The following is a 25,919-nucleotide window of genomic DNA, read 5'->3' as shown; positions in this document are numbered from 1 at the left end:
GAAAATATGGTAAAAGTAGAGAAAGTTTTTAGATTAAAATTTAATCTTCAATAAACATAAGCATTTTTTTTGCCAGATTTTTCCTATCGAAATCCTTGATAAGGCTTTCAAAATTTTCTTTTTTATTTTGTGAATCTTTCAAAATCACGACTTTATTCAAAAAATCTTTCTCATTTTCTGGTTCAAAGGTTTCTCCTACATTATACTTTTCTATCAATTTTTTAGCTTCACCTTCAACACCTAATAATATGGGTTTATGCATTGCACATAGTTCAAATATTTTTGATGGTAATACGTTTTTAAATGTATCAGATCTTTTAAGATTTACCAAAGCGATATCAATAATTGAAATATAATCTACAACCTCCTTTTTTGAAACCGAGGGCAACATTGTAACATTATCCAATTTTAGTTCTTTTTTAAGTTGTAATAGCTCTTCTTTTTTTGCTCCATCTCCCAAAAACAAAAAATGTATTTGTTTATCTTCAATTTTTTGAGCGCATTTCAAAATAAAATCCAGACCATGTGCCATACCATGTGTCCCAACATATCCAATTATTACTTTATCTTCTAATTTTAATTTTTTTAATACCTTTTTTTCTTTAGCTATAGGAGTAAACAATGTGGTGTTTACACCATTTTTGATCACCTCTATTTTTGATTCTTCAATATGATGTTTTTTAGATAAAATTTCTTTGAAAGAATCGGTCACAACTACAATTTTATACGCTTTTTTGTACATCTTTCTTTCAAGAAATTCAAAAAAACGTATGGCAGGATTTGTATTCATAGCTCCAACAGCTTTTATTGACTCAGGCCATAAATCTCTTACTTCCATAATCCATTTCTTACGCTTCCAAAATCCTAACCATCGACCTGAAATTGCTGTAAAAAACTGAGGCGAAGTAGCTACAATAAGGTCTGTTTTAATGAATAATCCAACAAGAAAGGAACTGAACATAAAACTCATATAATCCAGAATTCGTTTTAAAAACCCTTTATTGGCAGATATGTACGTCCAAACACGAATAACTTTTATACCATCTACTATTTCCTTTTGATACAATTTATTTTTATATCCTGTAAACACTTCTCCTTTTGGAAAATTTGGAGCACAAGTAATTACTGTAACATCTATACCGCTTTTTACCCATTCTCTGCAATGTTCGTATGTTCTTGTTGCTGGAGCATTAACCTCTGGAGGAAAATTATCAGTCAGGAAAAGTAATTTCATTATATTTTATATACTTATAGTGGTCGATAAAGTGGTTTTAAAATACACTTTTATTTTTTTAGCTGTTTTTTTCTTATTAAATCCTAAAGCGTACTCATAATTTTCTGTTTCGAGATTTAATAATTCGTTATCAAATTTTATTCCAACATTTTCATTTGGTAAATATATTTGAGCACCTGAAATCTCAACTTTCTTTATATCTGGATGAAAATGAAAAAAAGCAACTTGTTCTGTATTAATTTCTTTAGAAATTGTATCCTTGATTAAGATTTTAGATTCCTGGAAAGAAAACCTTCTGGTATGTGTAACTCCCAAATTTTTATACCCATTATGAGTAGCTTCAAGGATACTTTCTTTTTCTTTTAGATCAATAACTTTCGCTCTTTTTGCCACTCTAAATCCGTCCCAGACTTGTGTCTGATCCTGATTTCCTATTTTTACGGTATTATGGTATGCTGTTCCTCGTTCTTTTAATCTATTATCATTTTTTTCATAGGTAGAAATTGCAGGATCTACTAGTATAGGCTTGTTCTTTACATATAATTCAAAACTAAAAGTATCAGAATGAGCATGACCTGGTTGATATTTTGGTCCAATATCACCTACATCTACAAAAAGTTCATAACTTTCGTTTTTTAACATTCTATAACCAGAGTCCATAAGATTACCTTTATTCCAGTTTAGCTTAAGTTTTATAGCATACTCAAATAATTGTTGGGATGTAGGAGCAATATTGTAGGCACTATCATTCACCATGGGTATGTTGCCATTGTGGTATGTTACTTCTTCTAACCACGAAATCATTTTAATTGCTTTTTTTTCTAAAAAAAGTAATAATTTATCTTCTTTCCATAGGTTATTTTGAACTAAATTAATACAATCTAATAAGCGATGTAATAAAATTTGATGATACATTGGTGAGAGCTCAAAGTGCGCCCCATCGTATAAAATTTGTTCGTTAAGTTCTTTAATTAAAATTCGTTTTGAAATTTTATACAAAACTTCATCCTTAAAGTAATATGCTCCAAACAATAATGAATATCCATTTTCTAATAAATGATTTCCCAGCAAATGATATTCTAGATTGTGAATTAAAGTCTCATAATGATTGTATAAGGTCTGATCAATATCAATATTTGAGATTTTATTTTTGGATAAAAACTTAATCCAATTAATACCTCTTAATGAAATAGGGTAAGGTTCTTTCCCATCTTTTAAATTGACTTCATTTTCTATATAATCATTAATCAACGCTAAACCTTCGTTTACAGAACAATCTTTTTGATTTAAAAAATCAAAATAATTCAGATTATACGTCCACAGTTTTCCGAAATTAGCATAATTCCAATCTATTTTATCTGTAAACTGGTGGGGTAAATTAAGAAATGTAAACTTATTTTCTTTTGTAAAACTATTTGGATACAAAAATGAGTCCTTCCAATTTAAAGGATGAATTTCTTTTTTTAACTGCTTTGTATACTTCCTTTTAAAAAACTTATTGCGAATCAAATAATACAGTTGATAATAAATCTGTTTAAATCGAAGGTATTTTACCGTATGTATAAGTAATATTAGTTTACTTCGATCCATTTTCCTTGCTTAAGAGATTCTATAGCTGCAAAAGATGCTTTTGTTGTATTTACTATCTCTTCAAAAGGAATGATTGGCTTTCCTCCTTTTTGCTGTTGTTTAATAAGCTCATTAAACTGATTATAATGACCTTTATCTTGTTTTGACGAAGTATTTTTACCTCCTTTAAAACCAAACGCTTTTAGTTTTCTCCAATTATCCATTATTAAAGTACGTTCTTGAGAATACACTTCAACACGTTCTTTGGAGTATGCTTTGCTTCCATTTGCAAAGTAATTGATTACAGCATTGGTTCCGTTTTCATATTTTAAAAGAATACTGGCATTATCTGTATTTTCTTCAGGATTTAAACCCATTGCATTCATGCAAACTGCTGTTACTTTACTACCTGCGAAATAAGTACATAAATCGATATAATGACATGCTTCGCCAATGATTCTTCCGCCACCAACTTCCATATCGTGTACCCAAACGTCGGCTGGAATAAAACCAGCATTCATTGTAGCAACAATATTAATTGGTGTATTGTCACTTCCTAAAAGCTTCTTCATCTTTTTTGCTAAAGGTGCAAAACGTCTATTAAATCCAACTGAAACGTTTACACTTTGAGCATTGTATTCTGTTATGATTTCTTCAAGCTCTATACCTGTAAGTGCTAGTGGTTTTTCAACAAAAACACTTTTACTCGCTTTGAGGCTTTCTAAAACCATTGAAGCATGCATATTGTGCTGTGTAGTGATAAATACTAAATCAACATCATTGTCTTCTAAAATTTCTTTGTAGTTGGAGGTTGAATTAGCAATACTATGGCGTTTGGCCATAATTGTAGATGATAACCCTCCAGAACTAGCTATATATTTTATATCTGCATTAATTTTTTTCAGGTTAGGAAGTATGGTAGAGCTTGTAAAGTTACCTGCACCGACAATACCGATTACTCCTTTTTTACCTTCAAATGATTTTTGTGTAACAGAGACCGTTGATTTAGGTATCTCGGTACTGTCATACTCTAGAATCGAGGCAATCGATCTTGAGTTTTTCATATCGCCATAAATCTTTTGATACTCTTGTAATGGTATTCGCTCTGTGATTAATGGTTTTACATCTAATGTTCCTTTAGAAATTGCAGTTAATATGGCCTCAAAGTTTCTTTTCTCTGTCCATCGTACATAACCAATCGGATAATCATTCCCTTTTTGTTCATATTCTTCATCATATCTCCCTGGTCCATAAGAACAAGATACCTGAAAAGAAATTTCTTTTTCATAAAAATCTGCTCTACTAATGTCTAACCCAATAACTCCTACAAGAACTACTCTACCTCTCTTTCTGCACATATTGGCAGATTGCGAAATGATCTCATTACTTTTATTTGATGCTGTAATGATCACACCATCTGCACCAATCCCATTGGTATACGATTCTACAAATTTTACCTGATCTGTTCCTTCTGCTGGATTAATTGCTACAATTCCTTTTTCTTTTGCAATCCTTATTTTTTCGGGATCAAAATCAAAACCAATAACATTACATCCATTTGCTAATAATAACTCGGCGGTAACCAAGCCAATAAGTCCTAAACCAACTACTACGATTGTTTCTCCAAACGTTGGGTTTAGTAATCTAATTCCTTGTAAACCTATAGATCCTATTACTGTAAAAGCAGCCTCTTCATCTGTCACATTATCAGGGATCTTAGCTACTAAGTTTTTAGGAACATTTACATATTCAACATGATTACCATTAGAAGCCACTCTATCCCCTACTTTAAACTCTGTAACCCCTCTGCCTACAGCCACAACTTCACCTACATTACAATATCCTAATGGTAACGGTTGATTGAGTTTATTAAAAACAGCATCCATAGTAGGTTTAAGACCATCTGTTTTTACTTTATCCAAAACCATTTTTACCTTATCTGGTTGCTGGCGTGCTTTCTGGATAAAATTAGCTTTACCAAATTCTACCAACATTCTTTCTGTACCTAAAGATACCAGAGACTTAGTTGTTTTAATTAATACATGCCCAGACTTTACCATAGGTACAGGTACTTCTTCTAAGATTGTTTCTCCGTTTTTAAGGTCTTGTATGATTTGTTTCATTTCCTTATACGCTATAACGACTAATAATTTTGTTTAATTCGAAAGTAGATCTTTCTTCTTTGTTTTCTACCATTTCTGCAATAAAAAGCATAATTAATGTACTGATTTTTAATTCTTTCCATTGTCTTCTGTCTTTTTCAAAAGGTTGTAATATTGCTTTTTTATGTCCTACATCTTTACGAAAATATTTTCTTCTTACAAATTTCTCGCCTTGCCAGATATTTATTTTTCTAAAATCATCGATTTTAGCAATCAAATTTCCCATCTGCAAATTTATCGATTCATTGATTCCTTCAAAAGGTTCATCGCGTGAAGTTAAAGTTAGTGTTATTAAATCTGATTGCTCTGTAATTATTGTTACTGTCAAATTATCATCAGATTCATTTTTATTACTGTATGTTATACTAATATCCCATTGATTAGGTATTTCATATGAAGATAAAATATGAACTGATAAATCGATCCAATGTCCAAGGTTACCACATACCCTAGTCCCTTCACCAGGTTTTCTATACCAATGCTCTATTGGTATTACATGACCAATAATAAAACAATTTAAAGTAATAGGAGACCTTTCTTCAGGCATAAGTTTTTTTATTTCTTTAATAGCTTTAGAAAAAGGTCTATTATATCCTACATACACATTAGATGTTTTTTTGGAAATTACTTCATTTAATAAGGTAAATTGTTCAAAAGAAGTACTAATTGGTTTTTCGATATATACATCCTTCCCTTTTTCTATAGCCATAATAGCGTAATCTGTATGAGAGGCATGATTAGAAGCAATATAAACAAGGGATATTTCAGGGTCATCAATAATTTCTTCAACCCTATTTACAGAAAAAGTTTTATAATACCTTGAAAAAGTATAGCTATTCTTAAAATTTATATCATAACTTTTTTTTATTACAGATCCTTGATTTTTTCTTAAAAAAAATCCTATCGTAGCGAATGAAAATTGCCCACACCCAATAATACCCACGTGTTTTTTTCTATTAATTAACGCTATTGGTATAGTAATTATATATTTAAAGCGTAAACGCCCCATTGTTTTTACATATGTACGCGCAAACCCATAAAGTCTATAGAATCTGTAAATTTTTATAATATTATTTTTGCTTAAAAAACTATGATTTGATGAACTCATTTATTGCTTGGCATTTTCTTTAACAATATTCTTATATATATCTAAAACCTGAGATGCATTTTCATGGATGTTATAATTTTTTGCTGCTAGCTTATAAGCATTTTCTCCCATTCTTCTAATTTCTGAAGGATTTTTATAAAAATGAGTAATTGCTTTTGCTATATCTTCTGGCGATTTTTGAGTAATACTTATTCCTGTTTCCATATTTACAATTGCATCATCATAAGGATCATCTATTGCTACAATACTGGGTACATTAAAAAATCCTGCTTCGAATACAGGTCTACCAACAGCATTAATATGAGATGGAAAACACAAAACATCTATTTTATCATATGCTATTGCCAAGTTTTGAACAAATCCTTCTATTTTGAAACAATTAGACAAATGATATTCTTCTATCAAATTATATATTTTTTCATCCACAAAATGCTTAAATCCAAATTTTTTCAGTAACATGTCTATAATACTCTTTTTTTTATAAACCCTGCCACCAATTATAGTAAAATCTACATCTATATTATTTTCTTTGCATAATCTGGCAGCTTCAACAAAATCTAAAACTCCTTTAAAAACCAATAGATTGCTCACCATTCCTATTGTGATTTTATCTTTTTTCTTTTTTGAAACTGTTTCATTTTGTTTTTTAGGTATAATTAATCCATTATGAATTACCTCAACATTAAAACCATCAGGGAGGCTATATTTAACTGTTTCATCTATTGCTAAAGTAATGACAACATATTTCTTTATAAATCTTTTCAAAAAATGAAATCTTTTACCTCTTTTTTTTATTATTGGGCACCTTACATGTAACACAATTGGGGCTTTAAAAAAATATTTAGCTATATATAATGGAATGATACTTTGTATATCATTGACGTGGATTATGTCAATATTCTTCCATTTAGATTTAGCTTTTAAAATAGCAATAATAGTAAAAGGGATATAAAATAATTCCCTAAGTAAAATTAACCATCTCAATTTTCGATAGTAACCTAATTGCGTCATATCAAATTGGCTAATCCCAATTGTTCTTATTACAGGAATGTTAGCTTTTTCAAAATAATCTGCAGCTGTACCTTTCGGAGAAATTACATATGGCTGTACTGATCTATCAGGAAAAGCCTGAATCATTTCTCTTAAGCTCCTAGATGATCCTCCTTGTGTTCCACAATGATGTATATAGAGAATTTTTAATGTCATTACTTTAATTTAATATTTAATAATCCTATGTATAAGAGAAATAAAAAATTATACGGTACAAAAAAACTACCATACGATATCACAATAACAGATAGTATTAAAACTAAAAAATATACTAATTTATTTTTATCTAAAAGAGCTGCTCTTTGCGCTTTATATAAGAAAGAGAATAATAAAAATGCAGATACTCCTATACGAGCTAATAAATTTGTGAAAAAAGATTCAGAACCTGTAGTTTTTTGATATGCTAAATTCGAATCTATTACATAATCTTGAAACTCATAAGTACCAACACCAAACAAAGGATTTGTCATAAATATGTCAATATGTTTTTCCCAAATCCAAACTCGACTAATAGTATTATATAATTGTTCTTTTGAGCTTATTCCTTGAGAGGATTTAAATAATAATTGATTAACAAACTCATTATCAAATTGATTAAAATATAATATTATAGTTTGAAAACTTAATGCCAATATAAATAGTACAATAAGAGTGCTATTAAAATTAATATAAAAAGCACGATATCCAAACTTAAAAAAACGAGTACAAAGTATAAAAAGTACAAAGAATGCAAATAAAATGATACTGGTTCTTAAACCTCCAAAAACGAGAAAATAACCTGCTAACAAAAAATAAAACAGACGAGAAATCTTGTTTTTATTATAAAAGAAATTATTTATAATAACAATTAAACTAAACATAGCACTTTCTGGCAGTAATGGAAATAAAGAAATCCTCCACCCGACATCACCATAAATCATTAAATCTACAGAGCCAAACTTTGGAAAGTACCCATATTCATTAACCCCTAAATGATAACTTATTATCGAACCGAAAACCGAAAACAAAAATAATTTGTTTATAAAAGAGAAAGGTATCGTAACTTTTGAGTTAATAATTACAACTATAGTCAATAGAAGTAGATTAACACTAATAAATGTACTCAAGTCAAAACGTAAAACAGAAACTACACTAGTAAATAAAACAAGAAATACTAATGGAAGGTTTTTCTTATTATACCCTCTAGTGAAAATATATTGACTATTAACAACTATATATAATACAATTGGTAAGGTAAACATAAAATACATTGGAGAAAACCTCTCTATTTCATTATCTGAACCTCCAATGAAGTAATTTAAGAGCCAATAATAAATTATAACAAATTTAAAAAAGAAGTCTTTATAACGTTCCATGTCTAACTGGTAAAATCCAGATATTTTTTGTATACCTTCAATTTTTCCATTAAATCGTAAATAGTATTATAACTGGTAAAATCTTTGATTGGGAGATTCATTAATTCTTCAAACTCTGCCTTAGAAATATCCAATTTTTTAATCACATATTCTTTATCTTCCATAAGTCCATTTTCAGGAAAAATAGGCAATGCTAACTCTTCTAAAGCCTCTTCCCTTGTTATTTGTTCTGAATTTATTAGTGTAGAAAGATGTGCTTTTCGTTTATCAATATTAAATTTTCTAGGAAGTATATATGCTTGAAAAAACCGTGTATAAATAGATTCATAATGTTTTCCTCCATAATACACCCAACCTAGTTCATCTTGAATAAGTTTCATTGCTTTCTCTTTATTATAATCAACGTAATTAAGAGGCGAAACTGTTTTTATCTTTTTGACTTGAGTATACATGAATAATTTAGGGAGCCCCATTATCGGGAATGTTTTTATTTTCTTTTTCCCAAACCTACCATGTACATCTTTAATATATTTAGAATCATAATACCCATATCCCCATTTCAAAGGTAAAATAGCTTCTGTTGCATAATTATGGCCGTTTAATATGTATTTAACATTAAATTTTGCAGCAAGTTTAAATAATAAAGCTATGATACCGTGATCCGTTGGTATTTCAGCATCTGGTGTAGAAGCTTTTAAAAAGGACAATTGGATATCTTTAAATTCATCCCAATCCACAACATGTGTATAAAGATCAATATCTAATGTTTTTAATGTTTTTTCGATATTACTCACTGCTAACTCCGAGTTCCACCCGTTATCAAAATGAACAGCTAATGGTCTTAATTTCAGATTTTTAGCTAAATAAGCTATGTAAGTACTATCTACTCCTCCACTTACTCCAATTATACAATCATATTTTTTTCCTTTTCCTGTTAATTTTATATCATCAACTAATTTCTTTAACTTTCTATCACGATCTTCTAATGATATAATTCTCTTTTTGTAAACCTCATCATATCGTTTACAATGATTACAGATGCCTTTATCATCAAATATAATATCTGGGTCACTTGTATCCATGATACATCTGCTACAGATTGTATAATCCATACTAAAATTATTTAAATAAGTTCTCTAATTCGTTGATTGAAGGATAATTTATTAATACCGCTCGATTAGGACCGTTGAAAACAAAAAGGCTTCCAGCAGATACAGCTGAAGCTCCTCCAGTATTAATTGCTGATTGAAAATCATCTAATTTACCTGCCCCTCCACAAGCAACTAAAGGTATTTGTAATGAGCTAGATATATTTTTAATCAATTCTAAGTCATATCCGATCATTGTTCCATCTCTATCTATAGAATTTAAAAGTATTTCTCCTGCCCCTCGGCTTTCCATCTCTTTGGCATAATCAATAGGAGTTTGCGAAACTGATTTTGATCCATTTTGGATATACACTTTTTTCTTACCAAACATGTTTTTTTTGACATCAATAGATACTACAATTGTTGATGTTCCAAATTCTTTTACAGCTTCATCGATTAATAAAGGGTTGTTAGCCGCAGCATAATTAATGATTACTTTTTCAAAGCCTAGTTTTAAGATTTGTTCTATATTCGATAAAGAGCTAATTCCCCCTCCGTATCCTAAAGGCATAAAACATTCACCAGCTATCTCACTTAAAAGTTTGAAATTTGGCCCCTTACCTAACTTGGTCGCTGATATATCTAAAAATACAAGTTCGTCTACCTCTTTGTCATTAAAAATCTTTATTGCATTTATTGGATCCCCAATATATTTATGATTTTTAAACTTAATCGACTTTACTAAACCATTATTTTTTAACAATAAAGATGGAATAACTCTAATCTGAAGCACGTATAAATTATATTAAATATTACTAAAGTTTTTTAATAATTCCATTCCATATTTATGGCTTTTCTCTGGATGAAATTGAGTACCATAAATATTATCTTTATGTATACTGGAATCAAAAGTGAGTCCATATTCGGTTGTCGCTAATGAATTACTCTTTTGACTGCATCTCACATAATATGAATGTACAAAATAAAATTTAGATTTTTCTTGTAAGTTTTTAAAAAGTAAATTAGAATCATCGGTTCTTATTCTATTCCATCCCATATGTGGGATTTTTAGATTATTGTTATTAAATTCAAACTTTAAAGTATTTGCATCGATCCACCCAAAGCCTTCTACATTTCCTTCTTCACTATGATTAGTCAAAAGCTGCATTCCTAAACAAATCCCTAATAAGGGTATTTTATCAACAAGGGCTTTACGATTTAAAATATCATATAAATTTCGGTTTTTAATATTCGTCATTGCTGCTTCAAAAGAACCTACTCCAGGCAAAATAATCTTATCCGCTTTCTCCAAAATACCGATTTCACCCGAAATTACGGAATTTTGACCAATCTTTTTTAACATATTTTTGACGGAATTTAAATTACCCATTCCGTAATCTACTATTACTAACAATTGAAAAAAATTTTGTTCTTATTTATAGAAGCTTGCTAATCAACAAATGTAGTAAATTTAAAAATAGCTGTCCCTTACTTAGCCATTTGTTTTTTTATATCACTTAAACTTTTCACTTATGATTATCTAGAAAATTTTTGCGTTTTGATCGATAAATATTTTCCTATACTCATGAAGTTTGATTCAATAACTTCATAAGTTATTAAACTTAACACAAATGTCAGTACAAAACAAAGTATAATAAAGAAAATAGGGTTTTGAGAATTATCAATAAAACTTGTCATGTATGAATAAATGATAGGATGTAACAAATATATAGAATAAGAAATATGTCCTAATTTACCCAAAATCAAATCTATCTTTCTTGCAATTTGAAGGCGCATTATTAAAAAAGCGGCTACTATAATGAAAGAACATCCAGATAAAAACAATCTATTCCAATTAGTAACGATATTGATTTGATCTCCAGATAAAGGATAAAATAATAATAGAGTAATAGCTATTACTAATAGAACAATAGCCAATTTATTATTTTTCTCATTATTACCTATTAATTTTGCTAGATAGATGCCTCCTACAAATAAAAATAATTGATTAAAAGGGTTAATATATGTTTTCCATTGATTACCAAGGGTATCATTGCTATTCAATTGAAAGAAAGCAAAATAAATAGCTAATACTAAGGAAACTATAAAAAAAAACTCAACTGCACGTTTGTATTTACTAGAAAATAGAACTATTACAGGGAAAAAACTATAAAAAACTAATTCATTACCTATTGACCATGCTCCAGTAGAGATGTACTGATCTGGAGCAATAAAACCAAATACTCCAGTAATATTTAATATCATTTTCTGAAGAGAATAGTCATTTTCTAGAAGAAAAACTTCTAAAAACACACACAGCCACAGTAATGGATAAATACGAAAGAATCTTTTGATAAAAAAAGATATTAATGTATTAATCATTAATTTTTTTTTGTAAACTACAAATAAAGTAAGCCCACTCAACACATAGAATATTGATACTCCATATATTCCCATAATACCTAATATACTACTACTATCATAGGCTCCGAACGACCATGAAAAATAATGATAAATCATAATTACTACTGCCATCAATCCTCTTAAGTAATCCAATTCTTCTATTCTCATACAGATTTATTATTTTTAGTTTCCAAAAATACTTATATTTAGTTTCAAAATTTAATTGATTTCTCTTAAAAAAAAATGTTTTGGAACAAAGACTTGATGAATGGGTAAAAAATTATAATGATGATTATTTTAATAGACAATTTGAAAACCCTTATCGTTCAACAATAAAATTTTGTGATTGGTTAGAATCACTAGGACTATTTAAAAACGTATCTGAAGCTAAATTCTTAGATATGTGCACAGGAAAAGGCTCTAATGTTTATTATATGTATAAACGATTTCCTAAGTGTAAATTTCTTGGGCTAGATATTAATGATAATTTCATTAAAGAAGGAATGGATTTCTTGGCTCATAAAAATATTAAAAGCTGTAAACTTGAATATGGAGATTTATATAATCTTGATATCAAAAAACACGTTAACCAATTTAAAGGTATTTTAAGTTACCAAACCCTTTCTTGGCTTCCAGAATACGAAACAGCAGTTAATGAAATGATAAAATTAAATCCAAAGTGGATAGCTGTATCATCACTTTTTTATGATGGTTTAGTTGATTGTAAAATCGAAATAAAGGAGTATAATAATAGTATGGATAAAACCAGCTCAAATAATAGTTTTTATAATGTATATTCTATACCAAGGATAAAAAACTTTTTTGCTGAAAGAGGATATACTTTATTCAAATACTGTCCGTTTGAAATAGACATTGATTTACCCAAACCCAAACATTCTCATATGCAAACCTATACTAAAAAACTTGAAGACAATAGCAGAATACAAATATCTGGTCCTTTATTAATGAATTGGTATTTTATTTATGCATCTAAGGAATAATTAACTTATTTTTTATTTATATAAAAATTTTAATGCGGAATCAAGATTTTTAGAATAGTTTGCTTTATAATTAATTGAATTTGAATCAATAATTTTTTGTTTTTCAGGTTTTACAAAATTCTGTACAAACTTGATATATTCATTAACAGATTTTGCAAATTTTGTTGTTTTTGGATTATTCAATAATTCACCATAATAACTACTTGTATTACCATCTTCATCAATTAAAATATTTGGAACTCCTAAGCTTAATGCTTCAAGACTACAAGTAGAAATAGAACATGAATGATAATAACAATGCCTCACTGTTTCTTGAAAAGAAAGCTCTTTTTCTACATATATGTTTTCAAGATTTATAGTATCTAATAGTACTTCAAATGCTTTATATTCTCTTGGAACAATAATAAATATAACATCTGGTAGTTTAGTCGCAGCTTTACTGATAAAAATTAAAATATCTTGTTGTGTAACATGGTCGGTAGGAATACAAATAGATTTATTATATGGTTTTATTAATTTAAGTATTCTACTGTGTTTATCTTTTTTGACAATATATTCAAGATAGAAATTACCTATTGGGATAATATTTTTTTGATCAACGTAATTACCACTTTGAAGGCAGTTTTTATCGTGATCCCCAAATACAAATAAATAATCAGGACAAAAATCAGAATTTAGTTTTTTAACAGGGTGATAATAAGGGTGTACTTTACCAATTACTCCGTGCTGAAATTCTACAACTTTTATTCCTAATTTTTTTGCTGCATAAGTCATAGGATAATACCCGTAATCGGTAATAAATATGCATTTTGGTTTATACATTTTAAAAAATATTTTGAGAACAAATACTTTTGCCTGAAACTCAAAGAATTTTATTTTTAAGTTTGTAGTAATTTCTTCATCACTACTTAGTTTTTCTAGTACATCATATCCTTCAAACTTCCTTCTTATTCTCTTTGTAAAAACACTAACTATACCTATCAAAAAAAGAATAAGATTCCAGGAGCATACTTGCTTATTACCATATTTTTTTTTGTTCAGGTGATTTGAACAATTCTCTATATATAGTACCTTTTTATACCCCAAATTCGTTATGGTTTTTTCTAAAAGCTTATCAATCGTTTTCCCTTCAATTTCTTTTCTTTCAAGCTCATTTGAAAAGGCAATATATTCTACTTTTTTAAACCAATTAGGAAAACCAAAAAAAGCAGATTTAAGCTTAGATAAAACACTTATAGGTTTTGTTAGGATTCCTTTATTTTCTCCATATAAAATTTCATTTAAAATTACCGCACGAAATAGAGGCCAATAGTTAACATCTTTATATTTCAGTTTATCAATGCTATATTTTGCTTCAATATTTCTAATTTTTTCAAAGGGTGTCATAATTAGATTGTGATTAAAATCTTATTTTTTTAAGAATTATTTTAAATGGAGCTAACCATGGCATAGGATAAATTCGATTACTAACAATCCAAACCAAAACAAAGGAAATTATGTATCCAATTGCTGTTGCATATGAAGCTGCTATTGAGCCTAACCTTGGAATTAGTATCCAACTTAATAGAAAATGAATAATTGCTACAAAAAAAGTAATTAGAGATAGATAATAGGTTTTCTTTTTATAATAAATATAATTGACTACACCATAATAAAACCCATCTGCTAAAAAGCCCATCATAATCCAAAACACATATTTATTAGCATCTTGATAATCATCTGATATGAAAACTCTCATAATTACTGGAGTGAGGAAATAAATTAAAAAAGTAAGTATAGTAAGTATCAAAAAATATAGATAGGTGTATTTTACTAAAATTTTATTATTATCAGGGTTTTTTTCGTTTAGTTTTTTGTACAAAAATGGAACAAATGCTCGATTAAATGAACTTGCTATTAACCCAATGACCATGGCAAATTGATAACTTATACTATATATACCATTTTCACTTACACTTACAAAATTGTTAATTAACACTTTATCTAAACCTGTATTAACCCATCCTGCTAAACCGTGTGGTATTAACGGGACACAAAAACGTAATGAAAGCATAACTGATTTAATATTAAAACTTGGGGTAAGATGACGGTTTTTTATCAGAATAAATATGCTTAAAATTCCAAAAATACAAGCCGCAATTGCAATCCCATAAATACGCCCTGACTCACCCATACTTAACATTATTATTAATACCAATGAGACTCCATAATTAATTAATGAATATCCTATTTGATAAAGACCAAAATATGCGGGAAGTTCTTTAAGCTGCCATATTGTTAAGTTCATTTGAGTAACAAACTGGAAAAAAGCAATCATTAACGCAAATAGAATCCACTCATAATCAATTTTAACAATATCTTCTAGCAAATCAGAGAAAAGAATTGATAGTATAGATAAAATTACAAAAATCAAAAAACTTATAGTAAGAGAATTAAAGATGTCTTTAGATAATTCAAACTTACTTTTTTTAAAAAAATTGACAGAAATATACCCTTGTTGTTCTATTCCTACAAGCAACATAAACACTGAAACCAAAACCATAAAAGTAGAAAGAATACCATACTGTTCTGGACTAAGATAATCTGTAAGTATAGGCAATAATAAAAAAGGGATAAGACTATTAATCAATCCTGCTAAAGTATATATTAAAGACCCTTTTACAACAGGGTTTTTAAGCTTGTTACGTAGTTCTTTGAGGTTACTCACTTTTTCTAATAAAATTCAACGCCAATAAAGAATTATAAAAGCCATAAAACAATACGCCTTTATGAATACTAAAGATGTTTTCTGCAATGGCCATAACACTAACGAGTATTAAAAAAGCTAAATAAAGACCATTTTCTGGAGAAATTTGCTTGCTAAAAAAGGGATAAAAAAAGCATAGCAGCATAATAACTAAACCTAGAATCCCCACTTTTAAAAGAGCTGCTAAGTATTCACTGTGACTATTCATATTTCTTACCAATATCCAAGCATATTGTTTCTCTTTATAGCATTCTCTAAGCTTTTCTCTAGAATCCCCAGTTCCATAACCAAAAATCGAATTTGTTCCTGAAAGTACATCTAAAGCGCAATCCCATATTTGTAATCTAAATGAAACAGCCCATGAATTTTGATCATTTGCATCAACTGATTTCCCGTTTTTCAGTGCTTTTAACGGAGCATCGATTAGTCTTTCTTTAAGACTATCGGTCTGACTAATTACCACGATAGATGTAACAAAAGCTGCTATCAGAAACCCTAAAAATATCATAATCCAACGTTTTTTTTTAATTACTACAACAGCATAAACTAAACAGCTAATAAATAATCCAAGAATAGCGCTTTTTGAACTTAAAGCAATAGTAAAGACTACCAAATATGTGAGAATTATAATATTAAAGATAATGATGCTTTTTTGTAATCTGGAAAATATTAAGTTATTAATAATTATAAGGATTGAGAAAACGACAAAAATTGATAAATATGATGGATGGTATTTACTAAGGTTTGAATGGGTGAAAGAACTTATTGAAAGCTCATCTACTTTTAATAATACCGAGCTTATAAGATATAAAGTATATAAGATAACACCGGTCAGAAAACTCTTTAATATTATAGAAACAAGTTCTTTATCAACCGCTTTTCCTGTAAGAATAAGTAACGGAAATACTAAAATAGGTAGTTTTACCTCTAATTGACGAAATCCTACAGACATATCTGTACTGTGGATTAGTCCAACTACATAAATAAAATATAATGAAATAAAAATTATTACATACTTATTTGCTATATTATGTTTAAAATTCTCTTTCCAATTTCCAGTAATAATATGTAATAATAACAACACTATTATTATGTTGCTATTAAGAGGTGAATTTCCTAAAGGCATTACAAAACCTAATGCACAAAGAAGAAATCTATAAATTTTATTAAGCTGTTCCTTTCTTTTAGGCATGTTTTACTTAATTAGATAATCTTCTTTCAATAGAGATATTATTAATGAATCCCAATATTTTCCGCCTTCAAAACAGTTCTGTCGTAATAAACCATCTTTTTTGAAATTGATTTTTTTTGTAAAAAACTCTATTTTTTGGAAATCAAATTCATATAATTCCATCCATATCTTATTTAGATTCAAATTATTAAACCCATAATCAATTAATAGTTTAGCTCCTTCTTCTGCATATCCGTTATCTCCAATATACATTTCTTCTTCACCTATATAAAAAGAAAAGTCTGTTGCTCTATTGACCCAATTTGTATATAATAAACCTGCTGCACCAATAGGTTTATTATCTGAAATCCTAACAATAGTAAACATAAAGTTTATATGCTTTGTGTTTTGTAGACTCTCAAACCATTTTTCTTGATCTGCTAAGGATAATTCTCGTACTTCTCTAAAGTTTCTTCTAAACGAAGGAAGATTCCGCCAATCTCTTAAATATATCAAATCTTCTTTTTCAACCGCTCTTAGACCAACTATTTTACCTTTTATCATGATAATATTTCTTTTGTTAAGTGCTCTCCTGCTTCAATTGTTTCAATAAGTATTCGTCCTATTACCAAATCTTCTTCATAAGGATGAAAACCACCATCTGATATTGGCCTCAAAGACATTAGATCTTCTTTTGTTATTCTGTGGCCTTTTAGTAATGTTTTATTAACCCTTATACATCTTCTTTGCACAATCTGCGATTGTACTTCGTTTGGTTCAATTCGTTTAACACCATCACCTAAAGCAGATAACAATTCGTATGATCTATCTACCATATTTCTCCAGCTAACAGGGTTCATAGCAAAAGCGTGATCTGGCCCTATTTGATTGTTATCATCTGTAAAATGTTTTTCTATTACTCTTGCTCCAAGAGTAATAGCTCCGAGAGTAGTAGCATGCCCTGAAGTATGATCTGATAATCCGAGAATTACATTTGGATAGTTTTTTTTAAATTGTTGCAGTACATTTAAATTACAATATTTAAAATTTTCAGGTGATCCAGTATAATTTGTATTACACTGCATCAAAACTAAATCATTGGTTTTAGCAAGAGCCATATCCATAACTCTTTTAACATCATCTGATGTTGAAGCACCTGTTGCGATTATAACTGGCTTATTTTTATCGAGAATATATTCTATTATTTCCAACCATGAGATATCCCCTGATCCTATTTTATATAAATCAACAAATGGATCCACTAAATCTACAGACTCAAAATCATAAGGGCTTGTGAAATAATCAATTCCTATTTTATCACATTCTGCTTTTAGTATAGGGGTCCAATCTTTTGAAATGCTCGCATCTTGATATATTTCAAAAACAGATTTTTTCCATTTTGATTGATGTGAAAGCTTACCTTTCATATTATCAAACCCTGTCTTACTAACTATTTTATTTGCCTGAAAATTTTGAAATTTAGCGGCATCAGCTCCTGCATCTTTAGCTAAATGAATTAATTCAATTGCCTTTTCTAAAGAACCATTATGATTTGCTCCTATATCAGCAATGAAATAAAGAGATGTATCATCTATGACTTTATTTCCTAGTTTAATTTTATTCATTATAATTTTCTTTTATTGATTTTATCGTATCAGCTAAATCTGGTAACTTTCTACTATATTTTTCTCTATAATGCTTAGTTTCCATTGTCTGATCCGTACATCTTTTCGCTCTATCGCTAAAGTTTAAAATACTACTTTTATTAACAACACTATCGTCAATATTTAGTTCTTTTAATAGTGCTATACCAAAATCATATTTAGTACAACTATTAGTACTTCCTATATGAAGTATCTCAGAATTAACTTGATTATTAGAAATTAGAAAGTTTATTTCATTAGTTAAATCCCAAATGGAAATTGGAGTAAACAGAACATCTTCAAATAAACCTATTTGTTCTTTTTTTAAAGAAGAATTAATAATCCATTCAACAAATCCTTGCTTATCAGAATTAAGATTTAGTCCAACGATAGTGGTTCTAATTATAGTAAATTCTCTATCAGAATTTTTAAGGAAAAACTCCCCTAATTCTTTAGACTTACCATATACATTCTCTGGATTAGCACAATCTTTTTCATTAGCCATGCTTAGGGTAGAAGGAAAAACTGCATCAGTGGATATATATATAATCTTTACATTATCACTTGTCTTATCCAAAAATTTTTTCATTGAAACACCATTAACATCGAATGCTAAACTTGGATTTTGGTTACAAAAATTTCCATTTGTTAAAGCTCCACTATGAATAATAATATCGGGATTGGCCCAATCTATTAGGCTTTCATACGATGGACTGGATAAATCGAATTTCATATAACGCTCAGGCTCTTCCTTAAAAGATGTATTTCCTGTCGCAAAAACATCATAATATTTGCTTAGTTCGTGTACTAAAGTAGCACCAAGCATTCCTGAAGCACCCGTAATAAGAATTCTTTTCATTGATTGATTTATCTTTTAAATTCAGCTAAGGTTTTTTTCAAAATTGCAGCTTGTTCTTTAGCTTCATCCAAATCCCAATAATTAGTTTTTAATTGAATCATTCTTTTCTGAAGAAATTCTGCATTTGGGCAAAGTCCTTCTTCGTATTTCTGTGTAATTCCTTCTTGATTTTGTATTACATCTTTAAATAAAGGTTCTTCATATGTTAATTTCCATGCAGCATAATATCCATCTCCGCCATTTTTTTGAAACAAATCTCTAAATTCATACCAAGATGTTTGCGGTGTATCTGTATTTAATATCATGCTGTAAGCCCAGTATGAGTTTATACAGTACTTTGGGGTATGTTGTTTTGTAACCAATGTACTTCCCTCTATTGCTTCATCAAAAAGTTTTGCAACTTCTAATCTTTGGTTAACCAGTTCTTTAATTCTTTCAAGTTGACCAAGTATAACTGCGGATTGTACTTCTGACATTCGATAATTAAACCCTACAGCAACATGCCTATTATAATTTGGATCTTGAATATCATTTCTTGTGATTTTACCTTGTTTAGCACTAACACCCGCATATCCTAAAGAGGTAAACCTTCGAGCTTTATTTGCATATTCTTCATTATTAGTTGTTAGCATCCCTCCTTCTCCACAACTAATGTGCTTACTAGCCTGAAAACTATAACTAGAAAAATCTCCAAATGTGCCAACAAGTTTGTTTTTATAATATCCTAAAAAACACTCAGCATTATCTTCTATCAAAAATAGGTTGTGTTCTTTACAAATTTGCAATATTTCATCGTATTCTGGAGAAAGACCGTAAAGAGCTACCGTAATAATTGCTTTTGTTTTATCTGTTATCTTTTCTCTAATTGATTTTGGATCTATATTAAAAGTTTCTTTATCTACATCTGCAAAAACTGGTGTTGATCCATTTTGTAATACACATAGAGAAGTGCTTGACATTGTTAAAGGAGGAACAATCACTTCATCTCCTTTATTTACTCCAAGTGCATGAAGAGCTGTATGCATTGTTGCAGTTCCGTTCACATGACTTATACAAAAATCATGTTTGAAAATTTCAGCGAATTTAGACTCCATCTTATTAGTATAAATGCTATTTTTTGATGTTGCAAATTCATTATCCAACGCATCTAAAACATATTTTTTTTCTAAATCTGTTATTCTTTTCATATTTTCTATTTATCTATATAAATCACTTTTTTTTACATCTTTATTGATTTCCAATAACGTTGAATCTGTATCTAATAAATCATAAATATCTTCTGAAAGAAACAGTTCTCCCTCTTTATATAATCTATTATATACTTCGCTTACAAAGATATAATCATCCTTTGTATCTATTGTCCATCTATAGGATGATAAATTTTTAAGATTTCTAATATTAAAAATCTTAAACTTGTCAGGATTTTTATGTATATATTGTGTTACATGTTCACGTTCAAAGTCTGATTCTGTATTTGTATACGAGTTTTCCAATGCAGCTCTGGTTAATACCTCAACATCCAAGCCTTCTGGAAAAGATACAGGGTTGTTATTGCATACAAAGTCATACTTCTCATCAATAAGCTTTTCAATGGCCTTATCTAATATTCTATAGTCTTTAAAAGGGTCATCCGAAGTTATTCTGGCAATAATATCGACATCAAAATGTCTTGCTGCCAAACAATACCTTTCCAAAACATTATCTTCTGAGCCCCTAAAAACACTTACTCCATTTTTATTAGCCCATTTTTCAATACTATCATCATTTTTTGCAATTGTAGTAGCAATAATAATATCATTTAAATATTTAGAATATCTTAATCTATCTATAACATGAGTAATTAGTGGTTTTCCCGCTAAACTCTTAAATATTTTGTTTGGTAATCTCGTAGACCCTGTTCTAGCCTGAATGATTGCTACAATTTTCATTTTTACCAATTTGACGGATTCAACAACTTTTCTTCATTTATCTGAATAGCATCTATGGTATCAAAAACCTTACTCGAAATGGTTTTAGAGACTGAATGTAGATTAGATTTTAATTGTTCTAAATTATCTACACCAATTAATACTTGGTCTATATATTTTTTTGATAATGGATAGTTTAATGCCAATTGTTCCATTTTAAATCCTTTTTCCTTACATACGTTTTGAATGAAATGAAGTGATTCACGTATGGAGTCAAATTTTGATGGTAAGCTATCAAGAGTTTTAAAAAATAATCCTTGTAAAAAGGCTGATCTAGTATGAATTTCTATTCCTTTTTCATGAATACGCTTTAATACTTTTTCCCTTTGAAATGCATTATCAAATAAATTAAAGGGGACTTGAACTAATTGTATAAAATCAAAATCAAGTAGCGTTTCTAATTGTTCATTAGTATATACAGAAACTCCTATTTTTTTTACTAAACCTGTCATTAGTAGCTTTTTTATTTGAATTTCATTCTTGCCTACGTATTCAATAAAATCATGAAAATCATGAAAAAAATATCCTCTAAGTGAATTTATATCTAATACTTTTAAATGGTCCTCAACACGTTTTAGAATATTTTTATCTAACCCTATTATATCTTTTTTATACTTACTAATGATTTCAAATCGGTTTTGATTATTTTTATGATAATCAGCAATAACTTCATGAGCATTTCCATAGGCTTCAGCTGTGTCTAATGTATTTATATTATTTTCAAATGCATAATTTAAAATTTCATAAACCCTTTCTTTACTTGGCTTACCAATCTTATTATTAATTCCGTATTCCAAGCCAAATTGAACAGTTCCTAAAATTAATTTTTGTGTTGATTCCAAAACTTAAACTTTAAAATTAGGATCAACATGTTCCTTAATTAACTGTCTTAGTGTTTCTACAGTTTCCCATTCAGTATTCTCCCCTGAACTATAGCTAAATCCTGATGATACATGTTTAGCATTAAAAGTATCTATAAAATCATTTAAATTCCAATTTGGTGTTGCAGGTAGTATTGTATAATATTTTCCTAAATCATAAGTATAAATACTATCCGAAGGAGTAATCATTTCTTCATGAATCTTTTCTCCCGGTCGAACACCTACTACTGGTTTTTTGCATTCAGGCCCAATTGCTTCGGCAACATCCATTATCTTATATGAAGGAATTTTAGGCACAAACAATTCACCTCCCCATGCATTTTTTAAAGCATGCATTACCATGTCTACCCCACCCTGAAGTGAAATATTAAACCGTGTCATATCCTTAGAAGTAATAGGTAAGATTCCTTCTTTCTTTTTATTAATAAAAAATGGAATAACAGAACCATTAGATCCCATAACGTTACCATATCTAACTACAGAAAATCGAATAGGATTATGACCCTTAATATTATTAGCAGCAATAAAAAGTTTATCTGAAGTAAGCTTGGTCGCTCCATAAAGGTTAATAGGCGCACATGCTTTATCTGTTGATAAAGCTACAACTCTTTCTACATTTGTTGACAAACAGGCGTCAACTACATTTTGAGCACCACCTATATTAGTTTTTATGCATTCTTCTGGATTGTATTCTGCCAAATGTACATGTTTCATTGCTGCAGCATGAATTACATAATCAACTCCTTTGAATGCTCTTATAAGTCTTTCTTTATCTCTAACATCTCCAATAAAAAACCTAATCTGTGGGTATTCATTCATTGGATATTCCTGAGCCATTTGAAATTGTTTCTGCTCATCTCTTGACAAAATAATCAATCTTCTAATTTCAGAATGATTAGATAGAATATGATTTGTTAATGCTTTTCCAAGAGATCCCGTACCTCCTGTTATCAAAAGTGATTTTCCAGTAAAATCCATTATTATATCTTATTTTATTAAAGGTACTATCTTTATTTATAACCCCAAAGAACTATTTGTAAATGACCTTCTGATTTATTAAATTATAAAAAAGGATGATATTCACCCTTTACTCCTATTGGCTCCGTATTTCTTATATTATGAACAATTTCTATTGCTGTTCTAGCTGCACCCAAACCATATCCTTTTCCATCTAAAATATCTTGGTATACCATTGTATGCAGATCAGTAAAGCCTCCACTAAACTCTAATTCTTCTCCATCTATTGTTATCGATCTAAAAGTAGTTTGCTTTTTTTCTTTTACCTCTTTTGGTAGGTATTTTGCATTAATGGATAAAAACCAACGAACTCTTGCATTTTCAAATTCTAGATATCCTGCTGCTCTGTCTTCTTCATGAATATGAACTACATTTTCTTGAATATCTCCAAAAATCCAAGACAGCATATCATAAAAATGAACTCCTATATTTGTAGCAATTCCTCCGGATTTACTTTTATCTCCTTTCCAAGAAGTATGATACCAATTGCCTCTAGAAGTTAAATAAGTTAGATCTACCTCAAATTTGGTGTCTTTTTTAGCATTTTTTACCTTTTCTTTTAAAGCTATTATTGATGGGTGCACCCTAAGTTGGAGAATATTATAAATTCTTCTACCTGTTTTCTCTTCAACCTTTTGAAGCTTATCAATATTCCATGGATTCAAAACCAGTGGTTTTTCACATATTGCATCAGCTCCACTGCGTAATGCAAATCTTATATGCGCATCGTGTAAGTAATTAGGAGAACATATACTCACATAATCCAAAAATAAATTTTGTTCATATTTAAGTTTCTCAATATGCCTATCAAATCTTTCAAACTCGACAAAAAAGTCAGCAGTAGGAAAGTGAGAATCTATAATACCAACACTATCATTTTTATCGTAAGCTGCCAATAATACATTATTAGTATCCTTAATTGCTTTCATATGTCTTGGAGCAATATAACCTGCTGCTCCAATTAGTGCAAAGTTCTTCATAGTAGTTCTTTCAATTCTTTTGTTATGTATTGTATTTCTATATCTGTTAGATAAGGATTCATAGGTAAACTCATAATTTCTTTAGATACATTTTCTGAAACTGGAAAATCCCCCTCTTTATACCCTAAATATTCGAAGCATTCTTGTAAGTGAAGTGGTTTAGGATAATGTACAGCTGTAGGTATTCCTTTTTTCTTCATGGTAGTTTGAATATCTTTTCGATTTTTCACACGAATGGAATATTGAGCCCATACTGAGATGTTATTTTCTTTTATAAACGGAATAGTAGTATCATTGCCAAGGTGCTCATTATATTTTTTTGCAACACTCTGTCTTCTAATAATATCTTTCTCGTAATGTTTTAGTTTTTCTATTAAGATTGCTGCTTGTAATGTATCTAACCGTCCACCAATACCAATATATTTATGAATGTATCGCTCTGTTTGACCATGCACTCGTATACTCTTTATTTTATCTGACAACTCTGCATTGTTTGTGAAAAGAGCTCCTCCATCACCAAAACACCCTAATGGTTTTGCTGGAAAAAAAGAAGTACAACCTATTGTAGAAAGATTACAGCTTTTTTTGCCTTTATAAGTAGCTCCAAAACTCTGTGCTGCATCTTCAATAACTGCTAAGTCATACTTAATAGCTAACGTATTAATTTCATCCATATCGGCTATTTGTCCATAGAGTGAAACAGGCATTATCGCCTTAGTTTTTGATGTTATTTTTTCTTCTATAAGATTGACATCTATGTTATACGTGGCTTCATCGATATCAACAAATACCGGAATGGCTCCTAAAAAAGCAATGGTTTCTGCAGTAGCAATAAATGTAAAAGGAGTTGTGATAATTTCATCTCCCGGCTTAATATCCAATGCCATCATAGCTAGTATAAGTGCGTCTGTTCCTGATGCACATGTAATCGCATGCTTAGAACCTGTATATTGTTGTAATTGCTTTTCTAATTCTCGCACCTCTTCTCCCATTATAAATCTAGAGGAAGAAACCACATTACGCATAGCCTCATCAATAGCTTTTCTATGCTCTAGATAGGCTTTTGTTAAATTAGCAAAATCTATTTTCATTTTAATTATCTAATTCTTTCTACAATATCTCCCTTAGGGTTTAATTTATATTCTTGATTACTTTCTGGGCAAACTGCTTCATTGTTGTCATCAAAAATTAATCGATGCCCGTATTCACTAACCCAACCAATTTGTCTTGCAGGATTACCAACAATTAATGCATAAGGTTTGATTGATTTTGTAACCACTGCACCTGCACCTATCAATGCATATTCACCAATATCATTCCCACAAATAATTGTTGCATTAGCTCCTATTGATGCTCCTTTTTTTACATTTGTTATTGCATATTTTCCTCTTCGGTTAACTGCACTTCTAGGATTGATAACATTGGTAAACACCATTGACGGCCCCAAGAAAACATCATCCTCACATACTACTCCTGTATATATAGAAACATTATTTTGTACTTTTACATTGCTTCCAAGCTTAACTTCTGGAGATACAACCACATTTTGACCAATATTACAAGCTTCGCCAATATCGCAATTAGACATTATATGAGAAAAGTGCCATATTTTTGTGTCTCTTCCGATGATACAATTATCATCAATTACTGCTGTCTCATGAGCATAGTACTTTTTTTTACTCATA

The 25,919-nt window shown here is 29.5% G+C and carries 24 protein-coding genes; 1 reads left to right on the top strand and 23 read right to left on the bottom strand.

Going from position 1 to position 25,919, the window contains the following annotated elements; genetic code table 11:
* Nucleotides 1-40: 40 nt before the first annotated feature.
* The 10 genes from ATO12_RS18235 to ATO12_RS18190 form a co-directional block, all read right to left on the bottom strand.
* Entirely contained in the window at nt 41-1,234 is a 1,194-nt protein-coding gene (locus ATO12_RS18235) for a glycosyltransferase family 4 protein (protein WP_034244695.1), read from the bottom strand.
* A gap of 6 nt (nt 1,235-1,240) precedes the next feature.
* A complete protein-coding gene (locus ATO12_RS18230; protein ID WP_034244693.1) occupies nt 1,241-2,824 on the bottom strand; it encodes an alginate lyase family protein in 1,584 nt (527 codons plus the stop codon).
* Nucleotides 2,806-4,926 carry a bi-domain-containing oxidoreductase gene (locus ATO12_RS18225; protein WP_034244690.1) on the bottom strand — a complete coding sequence of 707 codons (2,121 nt, stop codon included), beginning with the start codon at nt 4,924-4,926 and terminating at the stop codon, nt 2,806-2,808. Before ATO12_RS18225 ends, ATO12_RS18230 begins: the two co-directional genes overlap by 19 nt.
* A gap of 4 nt (nt 4,927-4,930) precedes the next feature.
* Nucleotides 4,931-5,974 carry a Gfo/Idh/MocA family protein gene (locus tag ATO12_RS18220; protein ID WP_165583407.1) on the bottom strand — a complete coding sequence of 348 codons (1,044 nt, stop codon included), beginning with the start codon at nt 5,972-5,974 and terminating at the stop codon, nt 4,931-4,933.
* A gap of 99 nt (nt 5,975-6,073) precedes the next feature.
* Complete coding sequence (locus ATO12_RS18215; RefSeq protein WP_034244685.1) at nt 6,074-7,279, bottom strand: glycosyltransferase family 4 protein; 1,206 nt, start codon at nt 7,277-7,279, stop codon at nt 6,074-6,076.
* Nucleotides 7,279-8,478, bottom strand: coding sequence for an O-antigen ligase family protein (locus ATO12_RS18210; protein WP_034244683.1), 1,200 nt, complete (start codon nt 8,476-8,478; stop codon nt 7,279-7,281). The genes ATO12_RS18215 and ATO12_RS18210 overlap by 1 nt, the downstream gene beginning before the upstream one ends.
* A gap of 2 nt (nt 8,479-8,480) precedes the next feature.
* Entirely contained in the window at nt 8,481-9,590 is a 1,110-nt protein-coding gene (locus ATO12_RS18205; RefSeq protein WP_034244678.1) for an N-acetyl sugar amidotransferase, read from the bottom strand.
* Between the two features lie 7 nt (nt 9,591-9,597).
* A complete protein-coding gene (locus ATO12_RS18200; protein WP_034244676.1) occupies nt 9,598-10,359 on the bottom strand; it encodes an AglZ/HisF2 family acetamidino modification protein in 762 nt (253 codons plus the stop codon).
* A 12-nt stretch (nt 10,360-10,371) separates the two neighbouring features.
* A complete protein-coding gene (gene hisH, locus ATO12_RS18195) occupies nt 10,372-10,980 on the bottom strand; it encodes an imidazole glycerol phosphate synthase subunit HisH (RefSeq protein WP_034244674.1) in 609 nt (202 codons plus the stop codon).
* A 122-nt stretch (nt 10,981-11,102) separates the two neighbouring features.
* Nucleotides 11,103-12,137, bottom strand: a complete 1,035-nt coding sequence (locus ATO12_RS18190; protein ID WP_034244672.1) for an acyltransferase family protein — start codon at nt 12,135-12,137, stop codon at nt 11,103-11,105.
* 80 nt (nt 12,138-12,217) lie between these two features.
* Here ATO12_RS18190 and ATO12_RS18185 point away from each other — a divergent pair, with 80 nt between their 5' ends.
* Nucleotides 12,218-12,970 carry a methyltransferase domain-containing protein gene (locus ATO12_RS18185; RefSeq protein ID WP_034244670.1) on the top strand — a complete coding sequence of 251 codons (753 nt, stop codon included), beginning with the start codon at nt 12,218-12,220 and terminating at the stop codon, nt 12,968-12,970.
* A gap of 12 nt (nt 12,971-12,982) precedes the next feature.
* Here ATO12_RS18185 and ATO12_RS18180 read toward each other — a convergent pair whose 3' ends face one another.
* The 13 genes from ATO12_RS18180 to ATO12_RS18120 all read right to left on the bottom strand — a co-directional run bounded on the left by ATO12_RS18180 (nt 12,983) and on the right by ATO12_RS18120 (nt 25,918).
* On the bottom strand, nt 12,983-14,356 hold the full coding sequence (locus ATO12_RS18180; protein WP_034244668.1) for a hypothetical protein: 1,374 nt from the start codon (nt 14,354-14,356) through the stop codon (nt 12,983-12,985).
* 13 nt (nt 14,357-14,369) lie between these two features.
* The gene (locus ATO12_RS18175; protein ID WP_051575934.1) at nt 14,370-15,677 is read right to left on the bottom strand and encodes a lipopolysaccharide biosynthesis protein; all 1,308 of its coding nucleotides are present in this window, start codon (nt 15,675-15,677) and stop codon (nt 14,370-14,372) included.
* The gene (locus ATO12_RS18170) at nt 15,670-16,908 is read right to left on the bottom strand and encodes an O-antigen ligase family protein (protein ID WP_034244665.1); all 1,239 of its coding nucleotides are present in this window, start codon (nt 16,906-16,908) and stop codon (nt 15,670-15,672) included. The genes ATO12_RS18175 and ATO12_RS18170 overlap by 8 nt, the downstream gene beginning before the upstream one ends.
* A gap of 3 nt (nt 16,909-16,911) precedes the next feature.
* Nucleotides 16,912-17,451, bottom strand: a complete 540-nt coding sequence (locus tag ATO12_RS18165; RefSeq protein ID WP_034244664.1) for a GNAT family N-acetyltransferase — start codon at nt 17,449-17,451, stop codon at nt 16,912-16,914.
* The gene (locus tag ATO12_RS18160; protein ID WP_034244663.1) at nt 17,448-18,512 is read right to left on the bottom strand and encodes an N-acetylneuraminate synthase family protein; all 1,065 of its coding nucleotides are present in this window, start codon (nt 18,510-18,512) and stop codon (nt 17,448-17,450) included. The genes ATO12_RS18165 and ATO12_RS18160 overlap by 4 nt, the downstream gene beginning before the upstream one ends.
* On the bottom strand, nt 18,505-19,389 hold the full coding sequence (locus ATO12_RS18155; RefSeq protein WP_034244662.1) for an SDR family oxidoreductase: 885 nt from the start codon (nt 19,387-19,389) through the stop codon (nt 18,505-18,507). The genes ATO12_RS18160 and ATO12_RS18155 overlap by 8 nt, the downstream gene beginning before the upstream one ends.
* A gap of 8 nt (nt 19,390-19,397) precedes the next feature.
* Nucleotides 19,398-20,576: a DegT/DnrJ/EryC1/StrS family aminotransferase gene (locus ATO12_RS18150; protein ID WP_034244660.1), complete on the bottom strand. Its 1,179-nt coding sequence runs from the start codon at nt 20,574-20,576 to the stop codon at nt 19,398-19,400.
* A 9-nt stretch (nt 20,577-20,585) separates the two neighbouring features.
* On the bottom strand, nt 20,586-21,317 hold the full coding sequence (locus ATO12_RS18145) for a cytidylyltransferase domain-containing protein (RefSeq protein WP_034244658.1): 732 nt from the start codon (nt 21,315-21,317) through the stop codon (nt 20,586-20,588).
* 2 nt (nt 21,318-21,319) lie between these two features.
* Nucleotides 21,320-22,198, bottom strand: coding sequence for an aldo/keto reductase (locus ATO12_RS18140; protein ID WP_034244655.1), 879 nt, complete (start codon nt 22,196-22,198; stop codon nt 21,320-21,322).
* 3 nt (nt 22,199-22,201) lie between these two features.
* Nucleotides 22,202-23,215, bottom strand: coding sequence for a UDP-N-acetylglucosamine 4,6-dehydratase (inverting) (pseB, locus tag ATO12_RS18135; protein ID WP_034244653.1), 1,014 nt, complete (start codon nt 23,213-23,215; stop codon nt 22,202-22,204).
* Nucleotides 23,216-23,298: 83 nt separating this feature from the next.
* Nucleotides 23,299-24,234: a Gfo/Idh/MocA family protein gene (locus tag ATO12_RS18130; protein ID WP_034244651.1), complete on the bottom strand. Its 936-nt coding sequence runs from the start codon at nt 24,232-24,234 to the stop codon at nt 23,299-23,301.
* Nucleotides 24,231-25,325, bottom strand: a complete 1,095-nt coding sequence (locus ATO12_RS18125; RefSeq protein ID WP_034244644.1) for a DegT/DnrJ/EryC1/StrS family aminotransferase — start codon at nt 25,323-25,325, stop codon at nt 24,231-24,233. The genes ATO12_RS18130 and ATO12_RS18125 overlap by 4 nt, the downstream gene beginning before the upstream one ends.
* Before the next feature lie 5 nt (nt 25,326-25,330).
* Nucleotides 25,331-25,918, bottom strand: a complete 588-nt coding sequence (locus ATO12_RS18120) for an acyltransferase (protein WP_034244642.1) — start codon at nt 25,916-25,918, stop codon at nt 25,331-25,333.
* Nucleotide 25,919 lies beyond the last annotated feature (1 nt).

Source organism: Aquimarina atlantica (assembly GCF_000626715.1).
Lineage (GTDB): Bacteria > Bacteroidota > Bacteroidia > Flavobacteriales > Flavobacteriaceae > Aquimarina > Aquimarina atlantica.
Note: the sequence above shows the minus strand (reverse complement) of the source record. Positions and strands in the feature narration are given on the sequence as shown.

Excerpts from the sequence above, each read along its gene's own strand:
- ATO12_RS18155 (WP_034244662.1), bottom strand. The coding sequence starts at position 19,389 with ATGAAAAGAATTCTTATTACGGGTGCTTCAGGAATGCTTGGTGCTACT.
- ATO12_RS18190 (WP_034244672.1), bottom strand. The coding sequence starts at position 12,137 with ATGAGAATAGAAGAATTGGATTACTTAAGAGGATTGATGGCAGTAGTA.
- ATO12_RS18230 (WP_034244693.1), bottom strand. The coding sequence starts at position 2,824 with ATGGATCGAAGTAAACTAATATTACTTATACATACGGTAAAATACCTT.
- ATO12_RS18150 (WP_034244660.1), bottom strand. The coding sequence starts at position 20,576 with ATGAAAAGAATAACAGATTTAGAAAAAAAATATGTTTTAGATGCGTTG.
- ATO12_RS18205 (WP_034244678.1), bottom strand. The coding sequence starts at position 9,590 with ATGGATTATACAATCTGTAGCAGATGTATCATGGATACAAGTGACCCA.
- ATO12_RS18220 (WP_165583407.1), bottom strand. The coding sequence starts at position 5,974 with ATGGGGCGTTTACGCTTTAAATATATAATTACTATACCAATAGCGTTA.
- ATO12_RS18120 (WP_034244642.1), bottom strand. The coding sequence starts at position 25,918 with ATGAGTAAAAAAAAGTACTATGCTCATGAGACAGCAGTAATTGATGAT.
- ATO12_RS18210 (WP_034244683.1), bottom strand. The coding sequence starts at position 8,478 with ATGGAACGTTATAAAGACTTCTTTTTTAAATTTGTTATAATTTATTAT.
- ATO12_RS18145 (WP_034244658.1), bottom strand. The coding sequence starts at position 21,317 with ATGAAAATTGTAGCAATCATTCAGGCTAGAACAGGGTCTACGAGATTA.
- ATO12_RS18180 (WP_034244668.1), bottom strand. The coding sequence starts at position 14,356 with ATGACACCCTTTGAAAAAATTAGAAATATTGAAGCAAAATATAGCATT.
- ATO12_RS18160 (WP_034244663.1), bottom strand. The coding sequence starts at position 18,512 with ATGAATAAAATTAAACTAGGAAATAAAGTCATAGATGATACATCTCTT.
- ATO12_RS18225 (WP_034244690.1), bottom strand. The coding sequence starts at position 4,926 with ATGAAACAAATCATACAAGACCTTAAAAACGGAGAAACAATCTTAGAA.
- ATO12_RS18235 (WP_034244695.1), bottom strand. The coding sequence starts at position 1,234 with ATGAAATTACTTTTCCTGACTGATAATTTTCCTCCAGAGGTTAATGCT.
- ATO12_RS18215 (WP_034244685.1), bottom strand. The coding sequence starts at position 7,279 with ATGACATTAAAAATTCTCTATATACATCATTGTGGAACACAAGGAGGA.
- ATO12_RS18130 (WP_034244651.1), bottom strand. The coding sequence starts at position 24,234 with ATGAAGAACTTTGCACTAATTGGAGCAGCAGGTTATATTGCTCCAAGA.
- ATO12_RS18165 (WP_034244664.1), bottom strand. The coding sequence starts at position 17,451 with ATGATAAAAGGTAAAATAGTTGGTCTAAGAGCGGTTGAAAAAGAAGAT.
- ATO12_RS18125 (WP_034244644.1), bottom strand. The coding sequence starts at position 25,325 with ATGAAAATAGATTTTGCTAATTTAACAAAAGCCTATCTAGAGCATAGA.
- pseB (WP_034244653.1), bottom strand. The coding sequence starts at position 23,215 with ATGGATTTTACTGGAAAATCACTTTTGATAACAGGAGGTACGGGATCT.
- ATO12_RS18170 (WP_034244665.1), bottom strand. The coding sequence starts at position 16,908 with ATGCCTAAAAGAAAGGAACAGCTTAATAAAATTTATAGATTTCTTCTT.